This window comes from Nocardia sp. NPDC004722, assembly GCF_053601505.1.
Map to the genome: position 1 here is coordinate 1 of NZ_JBSGBY010000364.1, position 8,658 is coordinate 8,658.

9 protein-coding genes are annotated in these 8,658 nt (G+C 69.5%); 3 read left to right on the forward strand and 6 right to left on the reverse strand.

From position 1 onward, the window contains the following. On the reverse strand, positions 1-964 hold a 964-nt coding region (locus ACWELQ_RS29400; protein WP_452400283.1), incomplete at its 3' end, for an LLM class flavin-dependent oxidoreductase. A 71-nt stretch (positions 965-1,035) separates the two neighbouring features. Here ACWELQ_RS29400 and ACWELQ_RS29405 point away from each other — a divergent pair. After that, positions 1,036-1,383 (forward strand): winged helix-turn-helix transcriptional regulator, encoded by a 348-nt coding sequence (locus ACWELQ_RS29405; protein WP_452400284.1) that lies wholly within the window; start codon positions 1,036-1,038, stop codon positions 1,381-1,383. A gap of 247 nt (positions 1,384-1,630) precedes the next feature. Then, positions 1,631-3,622: an NAD-dependent DNA ligase LigA gene (gene ligA / locus ACWELQ_RS29410; RefSeq protein WP_452400285.1), complete on the forward strand. Its 1,992-nt coding sequence runs from the start codon at positions 1,631-1,633 to the stop codon at positions 3,620-3,622. On the opposite strand, the gene ACWELQ_RS29415 is transcribed toward ligA, so the two are convergent. The 5 genes from ACWELQ_RS29415 to ACWELQ_RS29435 all read right to left on the reverse strand — a co-directional run bounded on the left by ACWELQ_RS29415 (position 3,619) and on the right by ACWELQ_RS29435 (position 7,701). Continuing rightward, positions 3,619-4,761 (reverse strand): ATP-grasp domain-containing protein, encoded by a 1,143-nt coding sequence (locus ACWELQ_RS29415; RefSeq protein WP_452400291.1) that lies wholly within the window; start codon positions 4,759-4,761, stop codon positions 3,619-3,621. The genes ligA and ACWELQ_RS29415 overlap by 4 nt on opposite strands. Before the next feature lie 174 nt (positions 4,762-4,935). Further along, positions 4,936-6,171, reverse strand: a complete 1,236-nt coding sequence (locus ACWELQ_RS29420) for an FAD-dependent monooxygenase (RefSeq protein ID WP_452400286.1) — start codon at positions 6,169-6,171, stop codon at positions 4,936-4,938. Positions 6,172-6,360: 189 nt separating this feature from the next. Beyond that, positions 6,361-6,936 (reverse strand): NADPH-dependent FMN reductase, encoded by a 576-nt coding sequence (locus tag ACWELQ_RS29425; RefSeq protein WP_452400287.1) that lies wholly within the window; start codon positions 6,934-6,936, stop codon positions 6,361-6,363. Beyond that, positions 6,933-7,439, reverse strand: a complete 507-nt coding sequence (locus tag ACWELQ_RS29430) for a carboxymuconolactone decarboxylase family protein (protein ID WP_452400288.1) — start codon at positions 7,437-7,439, stop codon at positions 6,933-6,935. Before ACWELQ_RS29430 ends, ACWELQ_RS29425 begins: the two co-directional genes overlap by 4 nt. Before the next feature lie 46 nt (positions 7,440-7,485). Beyond that, entirely contained in the window at positions 7,486-7,701 is a 216-nt protein-coding gene (locus tag ACWELQ_RS29435; RefSeq protein ID WP_452400289.1) for a hypothetical protein, read from the reverse strand. A 196-nt stretch (positions 7,702-7,897) separates the two neighbouring features. Between ACWELQ_RS29435 and ACWELQ_RS29440 the strand changes: the two genes are divergently transcribed. After that, positions 7,898-8,392 (forward strand): nuclear transport factor 2 family protein, encoded by a 495-nt coding sequence (locus tag ACWELQ_RS29440; RefSeq protein WP_452400290.1) that lies wholly within the window; start codon positions 7,898-7,900, stop codon positions 8,390-8,392. Positions 8,393-8,658 lie beyond the last annotated feature (266 nt).

The window sequence follows — 8,658 nt, forward strand, 5'->3', positions numbered from 1 at the left end:
CGGCGCGATGCGCTACCGCCCCATGGCCCAGCCGCACTTCGCGCGCACCTGGTTTCCCGACGGCCCGAACGCGAAATCCTTCGCGCACGCGCCGGCCGATCATCAGGTGCCGGCCGGGCTGCATGCCGAGCTGGAATTGCGCTGGGCTGACGGTGAATCCGCCTCCGCCCTGATGCTTGGGCCGCAGGAAGTCGTAGTAGTAGGGGTAGGTCGCGGCGGCCTCGGTCATGGTCGGAGCTCCGAAGTAGTGCAAGGCGACGCCCAGGCGCAGATTGTCGGTATTGCCGGATTCAGCGCCCGCCTCCCGGTAGATCCGGGCCAAGGTTCGCAGCCGCTCGGGGGTGCCGCCGATGTAGCCGAGAATCATCGGCAGGCCGAGGTGTCCGGCCCGGGCGGCGCTGCCCGGGGTGCCGCCGACACCGAGCCAGACCGGTAGCCGGTCCTGCGCCGCACGCGGGGTGATGGCCGCCTCGTCGAGGTCCGGGCGGAATTCGCCGTGCCAGCTGAGGGTCGGGTGGTCGCGCAGCCGCAGCAGCAGGTCGAGCTTCTCGGCGAAAAGTTCGTCGTAGCGGCTCATGTCGGCGCCGAAGAGCGTGAACGGTTCCGGGTAGGCGCTGCGGCCCGCGGTGATCTCGGCGCGGCCGTGACTGATCAGGTCGAGGGTCGCGAAGTCCTGGTAGACGCGGACCGGGTCGAGGGCGCCCAGCGTCGTGACGGAGCTGGTGAGGCGAATCCGGTTGGTGCGGCTCGCGATCGCGGCCAGCGCCACCGCCGGGGACGAGACCACGAAGTCCGCGTTGTGATGCTCCCCCAGCCCGAAGTGGCCGAGTCCCAGCCGATCCGCCTGCACCCCCAGCGCCACGATCTGCTCGAGGCGTTCGAGCGCGGTGCGCGGGCTGCCGTCCACCGTGACCGGTTGCAGATCGGCCAGTGACGCGATCCCGATGTCGATGCTGTTGTCCATGACCAGCACGCTATAGATTTAATAGTGGGCTAGCAATGGTGATAGTAACTACGTCATGCGAAGGAATAATCGTGGGTGACGACGACGCGGCCGGGCCCGACTTCCACTCCGCGATCGAGTTGATCGGCAAGCGCTGGACCGGCGTGATCCTGCAGCAGTTGCTGGCCGGTCCGCTGCGCTTCAACGAACTGCGCGACCGCATCCCGCGCATCACCGACGCGATGCTCTCGCAACGCCTCAAGGAACTCGAGGGGGCCGAGGTGGTCGAACGACTGGTGACCGTCGCGCGCCCGGTCGAGGTCCGCTACGCCTTGACATCCGTCGGCACCAAGCTCGAGCCGGTCCTCGACGCGGTGCTGACCTGGAGCAAGGACTGGGCGGCGGCGCACCGCGCCCCGAAATCCAAGCCCCACAAGTGAATTCACGCCAGCACACCAATCGAGCCCCGGACCGGTCTGCGACGGTACGGGGCTCGCTGGTTGTCGTTCATGATGATCGCTCAGCGTGTTCGACGGCTCAGGACGCTACCGCTCCCGAGACACGCCCGTCCGCTGGTTGTGCGGTGCAACACGCACACTGTCCAGTGGCTGTTGCCGCGGACCATCGCAGGCCGGGTTCGGCGGGGGATCTCGTCGATGTCGGTGGGGATCGGTAGCGTTCGCGGTTGTGGAGACTGGGGAACACATTCAGCAGCTGGCCGATCGGATCGTGGAGTTGCGCGACGCCTACTACCAGGGCTCGCCGCTGGTCGCGGACGCGGACTACGACGCGATCGAGGACGAACTGCGTGGGCTGCTCGCGGCGCATCCGGAGCTGACGCCGGATCCGAATCCGCTCGAGCAGGTCGGCGCGACCTCGATACTGCATGCGCCGGTGCGGCATTCGCGCCCCATGTTGTCGCTGGAGAAGGCCACCACGGCCGAACAGGTGTCGGCGTTCTTCGACCGCTTCCCAGGCCAGCCGGTGGTGGTGATGCCCAAGCTCGACGGGTTGTCGCTGGCGCTGGTCTACGAGGAGGGGCGGCTGACGGTCGCGGTGACCCGCGGCGACGGCACCACCGGCGATGATGTGACGCCGCTGGTCCGAGCTCTGGTCGACGGGGTGCCCGACCGCATCCATCCGCTCGGGCGCGTGGAGGTGCGCGGCGAGGCGGTCATGCTGCGTTCGACCTTCGACGCCTACAACACCGCGCATCCGGACAAGCCGCTGATCAATCCGCGCAACGCGGCCGCGGGCACGCTGCGCGCGAAGGATCCGGCCACCGTCGCCGAACGGCGGCTGCGGTTCTTCGGCTTCGATCTGGACGCCCCGGCCGACGGCGCCGCGGTCGACCTCGAGGAGGGCTTGCGCGCGCTCGGTTTCACCGGTGCGGCCATGCGGCACTGCGCCGACGCCGGGCAGGCGCAGGCGGCGATCGAGGCGATCGAGCAGGGCCGCAACGATCTCGACTACGACCTCGACGGCGCGGTGCTGCGCCTGGCCGACCGGGACGCCTATGCCGCCGCGGGCACCCGCTCGAACTCCCCGCGCGGCGCGCTCGCCTACAAGTTCGCCGCCGAGGAGAAGACCACGATCCTGCGGGAGGTGGTCTGGGATGTCGGCAAGACCGGCAAGATCGTCCCGGTCGCCTGGCTGGAGCCGGTGTTCGTCGGCGGCACCACCGTCACCAAGGCCACCCTGGCCAACCAGGAGGTGATCAAGGCCCGCGACATCAAGATCGGTGACACCGTCCTGGTCCGCCGCGCCGGTGACGTGATCCCGTTCGTCGCGGGCGTGCTGGACGCGGCCCGGCGCACCGGCGCCGAACTCGACATCGTGCCGCCGACGGCCTGCCCGTCGTGCGCGCAGCCGGTGACCGAGCAGGGCAACAGCCGGGAACTGTTCTGCACCAACGCTTCCTGTCCCGCGCAGACCGTGCGGCGGCTCATCCACTGGGCGTCGCGGCCCGCGGCCGATATCGACGCCATCGGCCAGGTGTGGATCGAGCGGCTCGCCGAGGCCGGCGTGCTGGACAGTCCGTCGGACTTCTATCTGCTGACCAAGGAGCGGCTGCTCGAATTCGACGGCATCGGTGAGGTTTCCGCGCAGCGCATGATCGATTCGATCGACGCGAGCCGGGACGTGGGCCTGCGCCGCGCCCTGATCGGGCTGGCCATTCCGATGGCGTCGGAGGGTACCGCGGCGCGCCTGGCCCGTTCGGGATTCGGCTCGCTCGAGGAGGTCGCGGACGCCGGCGAGGAACGCCTGGTCGCGGTCGAGGACATCGGCCCGAAGGTCGCCGCCTCGCTGACCGCGCACCTGACCCGGCTGCGCCCGGAGCTCGAACGCCTACGCGCGGCGGGTGTTTCGCTCGATGTCCGGGCGGAGGACCTGCCCCCGGTGGTCGCGGCGGGCGCGCCTCTGGAGGGCAAGACGATCGTGATCACCGGCGCGATCAGTGATCCCCGTTCCGGGGAGAAGGTCGCCCGGCCGACGTTCCAGCGCCTGTGCGAGAAGGCGGGCGCCACGGCCGCGTCGTCGGTCTCGGCCAATACCGACATGCTCATCACCGGTGCGGGGGTCGGCGACGCCAAGCTGGCCAAGGCGGCGAAGCTCGAGGTCGAGGTGGTCGATCAGAACGAGATCTGGAATCTGCTGATCGCCGCGAATATCGTCTAGCGCTCGCGATGCGGCACGACGAGCCGGAATTCGGTTCCGGTGTTGTTGTGCCGCAAGGTCAGTCGTGATTCGCGGTCCCGGGGGTCCGGCAGGACCTCCGGGACGGTGGGGCGTGGGGCGATCTCCATGACCGCCTCGGCGACCGCCAGGCGCACGCCCAGCCGGGGCGGATTGCGCAGGCCCGAATCACCGTGCAGCAGTAGGCGGATCGCCGCCCACGGCAGATTCACATCGGCGAACGCGGTGTGGAACAGTCCTGCCGAGGGCCGCGGATTGGCTTCCAGCAGTACCGGTTCGCCCGCGCGGTGCCGCAATTGCACATTGGTCAGATAGGCCAGTTCGAAGTGGCCGACCAGTCGCCGCGCGATGGCGACGGGGACGGGGTCGTCGAGCAGGTCGCGGAAGCGTCCGTGTTTGGCGCGCGGAATCCCCACCAGCAGTTCACCGCCCACGGCCGAGAGGCAGTCGACGCTGATCTCCGGGTCGTCGAGGTAGGGCATGACGAGCAGTTCCGGCACCGCTACCCCGGCATCGGCGGCCCGGCGCATCGCCCCGGCCACCGCCTCGACCGAGGCGGTCGGCTGCGGCTCGGCGAGCAACTGCGCCATGCTCAGCGGCCGGTCGTCGAGGATCCGGAAGCCGAAGGCGGAGTATTCGCCACTCGGCTTGAGACACAGGCGCTCTCCGGTGCGGGAGAGTTCCTCGACGGCCGCGCGTAGCCCGTCCGCGTCCGAGACCACCCGCCACGGCGGCACCGGGATCCCGGCCGCCGCGGCGGCCTCGTAGGTGGCGACCTTGTCGGTCAGCGTCCGCACCGACGACAGCGGCGAGCACATGAGGGCCGTGCCGAGCGCCGCGAACTCCGCGCTCCGCCCGGCCAGCGCGGCGAGGCGGCGCGGCGGGATGAGCACGTCGATGCGGTGGCGGCGGCAGAAATCCAGTGCGAACGCCGCGTATTCGTCGTCACCGACGTAGCGGGGTTCGACCGCGGGGACGTCGCAGGCCGACAGCGCGGTCGCCTCCGGGTCCACATTGCTGGCGTAAACGGTGACCTCGACCCCGTCGGGGTTCTGTCGTAACAACCGCATGATCTGAACGGTCGCCGCACCGGCGCTGCTCAGCCAAACCCGTAGCGTGATGGCGACGGTCCTTCCCTAGCTTCCCGCGGAAGCTTCCCCGCGGACGCCGATCGTAGCCCCGCACGGTTACGCGGACATGACGATCACGCCATCGGGAGTCGCACGATATCGCCGAAACCGTCGAGCGGGTCGGCGATTTCGGCCAGGGTCAGGCCCCGAGCGCCCCAGGGGGTATCACCGAGTTGCGGCGGGTGCGGGCGCTGTCCGGTAGTCGTCGAGCCGGATCGCGTTGGCGGCGTGGACGAATGGCTCCCTGCGGGCACGCAGCGCCCGGCCGCGCCAGGGCAGGTAGGCCGTCGCCCGGATGGCCTCGACCCGCAGACGCAATGCGGCGGGGGTGGCCGCGGCCATGTCGTGCGCGTTCTTCCAGCCCAGCTCGAGGTTTCCGGTGATGTAGTCGCGCAGCTTGCTGTCGTAGCGGGCGTAGGCGAGCAGGTGGTCGTTCCCGGCCACCGCGAGCTCGCCCGCCAGCACGTACGCGCCGACCAGGGCTATGCCGGTGCCCTGCCCGGAGATGGGCGGCGGGCTCCAGGCGGCGTCGCCGATCAGGGCGACGCGACCGGAACTCCAGCGGTCCCCGGGGATCCGGTTCGCCACGTCGAAGTAGAAGTCCGGCGCTTCGGCCATCGCGTCCAGCAGGCGCGGCACCTCCCAGCCCGCGTCCAGGAAGGCTTCCCGCACCGCCCGCCGCTGGGAGGCGAGATCGTTGCGATCCGGAGCCACCTCGGGGGCCGGAAAGACGAACTGCGCCTTGGCCGCCGCGTGCCCGGTGCCGTAGAGCCGCACCAGGCGGCCGGGCGTGGGGTGCACCAGCTCCCAGTGGTCGAGACCCAGATCGTTGGGCACCGAGAAGACGCACACCGCAGGTCCGGTGGGGCTGGTGAGTCGCGGTTCGGGGCCGAAAACCGTTCGCCGCGTGGCCGAATGCCTGCCGTCGGCGCCGATCACCAGGTCGAAGACGCGCGGATCGGCGTTGTCGAACTCCACCCGGACGCCCGTGGCGTCCTGGTCGAGTCGCGCGATCGCGTCACCGAACACGTACTCGACGTCCGGGGTCGCCTCGAACAATGTCCTGGCCAGATCCCCGCGCAGCACTTCCTCGTCCGCGGCGGTGCGCAGCCCGAGGAGGTCCGGCGGCAGGCTCGCCAGTCGCTTGCCGGTGCGGTCCACCCATTCGCCGCCGCGCGGGGCGGTCGAGAGCCGTCGCACGTCCGCGCCCAGGCCCATCCGTTCGACGACGTCCATGGCGGCGCCACGGATCTCGACCTTGTATCCGCCGCCGCGCGGGCCGCTGGACTGTTCGACGACGGTGACCCGGAAGCCGTAGCGGCGCAACCAGAACGCGAGCGCGAGACCCGCGATACCGGCGCCGCTGATCAGGACGGTCCTGCCCGGTCGTCCCGTCGTCATCCTGCCGACCACCTCTCCATTCGATGACACGTCTCCGACACTAGGGCTGGCGCACCGCTGCACTGGGGGACCGAACGCGCCACGACGAAGCGACCGGGGACCCGTCGCCGCCGAGGGAGCGGCCACGGATACCCGGTCGTCCGTGCGGACCGCACCGCCGAAGAGGGAGGCCCGCTCAACCAGGGTGGTTCAGCGGGGATCGGCGTTGCGGTCGATCTTGGTGGCGAGCGCCGCCAGCAGGCCGGTCAGCAGCCCGATGGTGGTCTCGTCGATGAGGTTGCCGTCGTCGTCGAAGCGCTCGTGCGAGCGGAAGGCGATGACCTCCGGCTTGACCACGACGTCGCTCTCGGTCCACACGAACACCTGGCGCAGCGCGAGCTGGGCTCGGACGGAACCGAATTGGGTGGGGGCCGCGCCCATGATGGCGATGGGCTTGCGCAGCAGCGGCAGGCCCTCGGCCTTGGTCCAGTCGGTGCTCACCCAGTCCAGGGCGTTCTTCAGCACACCGGGGATCGAGTAGTTGAATTCCGGTGTGGCGATGAGCAGTCCGTCGGCGGCGGTGATGCGGTCGCGCAGTTCCTGCACGATGGCCGGGCGCAGCGCCGGGGTGTCGAGATCCATGTCGTAGGGCGGGATCTCGCGCAACCGGTCGTAGATCTCGATGTCGAGACCGGCGCCGAACTTCTGGGCCGCGCGCAGCAGGGCGGTGTTGTGCGAATCCGCCCGCAGGCTGCCGGAGAAGGCGAGGATCTTGTGGTCGGTCACGCTGCGGGCCAATCGTTCTCGGTCTGGGCGACCTTGTTGACATAGTTGGTGAGGGTCTGCAGTGCGACCAGGGCGACGATCTCGAGGACCTGCTCCTCGGTCCAGCCCGCGGCCAGCGCGGCGGCCGGGTCGGCCTTGCCGCGGCTCTCGGTCAGCTCGCGCGCGAACTGCACGGCCGCAGCCTCTTTCGGGTCCTCGGAGGTGCCCGCCTTGGCGGCGTCCACCTCGGCGTCGCTGAGCTTGGCGACCCGCTTGCCCGCGAAGGTGTGCGCCGCCACGCAGTAGCCGCACTCGTTGGAGGCGCCGACGGTCAGGGCGATCCGCTCCGAGGTCGGGCCGGGCAGCGTGCCGCCCTTGAGGGCGCCCATCAGCCCGAGGTAACCCTCCAGCACCGCATCCGAATTCGCCATCACCTTGGTCATGTTCGGCACGCGCCCCATGCGCTTTTGCACCTGCTCGAACAGCGGGTGCTCCTGCACCGGTACGAACATTGTCTCGCTCACTCTCTGATTACCTTGTCCAGCAGTCGATTCGGATTACTCGGGCCACTCAGGTGCGGGCGGCGCGGGCGGCGTTCAGGGTGAGCGCCGCCGCGTTCCAGATCGCGTACACGGTGACCGCGTAGGGCACCCAGGTCGGGTGATGCGCAGCGATCAGCACCACGGTCGCGAGGCCGAGGGCGAGGGCGCGGATCACGATCCCGTTGTGCGCCAGGCTGCGCAGCACCGGGAGAACCAGCGGTTCGGAAGTCTTGATCGATGACACGTAAGGAACCGTAGGATCCGGCCGCGCCGCCGGGCAGGGACACAACACGCCAACAACCAGGTTTTGCGCGCCATCGGTTCCGAACGGAGACATCGGCGATGCGCTACCGGGATGCCACCTTGACGGATTTAAGCGAGAGTGATTAATTCGTGGGTGTGCGTCGACGCGGACGCGCACCGACGAAAAGAGATGCACCATGGGCAAATTCAGCCGGTCGGAGCTCGAGGCAGCGCTGCACCACTACAGCGGGGTCGTCGACACCTGCTCCGAGACCGGGGACTGGGCCCCGTTCGCGGACCTGTTCGTCGAGGACGTCGAGTACATCGAGCACGCCTACGGCACCTTCCACCACCGCGAGGACGTCCGCGCCTGGATCGTCGAGGTGATGAAGCCCTTCCCGCACATGCGCTTCCCCCACGAGTGGATCGCCTACGACGAGGACAACGACGCCATCGTCGTCGGCATCAAGAACCTCCTCGACCACCCCACCGAACCCGGCGTCGAATTCTGGTTCCCCAACACCACCCGCCTCGTCTACGCGGGCGACAACCTCTTCGCCAGCGAGGAGGACATCTACAACCCGGCCCGCGACGCCGCCCGCGTCATCGGCGAATGGATCCAAGCCGGCGGCACCATGCTCGCCCCACCATCGGTCCAGATGAAGCACGTCGTCACCGGAGCCGTCGAGTAGCGGCGCCATCAGCGCCACGCCCCACAACCGACCACCTGGACCTGACACCTGGGCCCACCACCGAACCCGAGCGCGCCCAGATCACCGAGCCCCCGCTTCGTCCCCCTCTCAGCCAGGGCAGAATTCGGGAGTTCCTCGGTAGGAAGGTGCGGACTTGATGGACCGTGAGGCGTTGAGGGTGGTGCCGGAAGCGGCTGCGGTGCAGCCGGTTGCGCGGGTGGAGCGGCCGAATGCGTTCCGCGCGCTGCGATCGCGGCCGTTCCGGC

Bases quoted from the DNA above. Each gene is read 5' to 3' on its own strand.
- ACWELQ_RS29440 (WP_452400290.1), top strand. From the start codon at position 7,898: ATGGGCAAATTCAGCCGGTCGGAGCTCGAGGCAGCGCTGCACCACTAC.
- ACWELQ_RS29420 (WP_452400286.1), bottom strand. From the start codon at position 6,171: ATGACGACGGGACGACCGGGCAGGACCGTCCTGATCAGCGGCGCCGGT.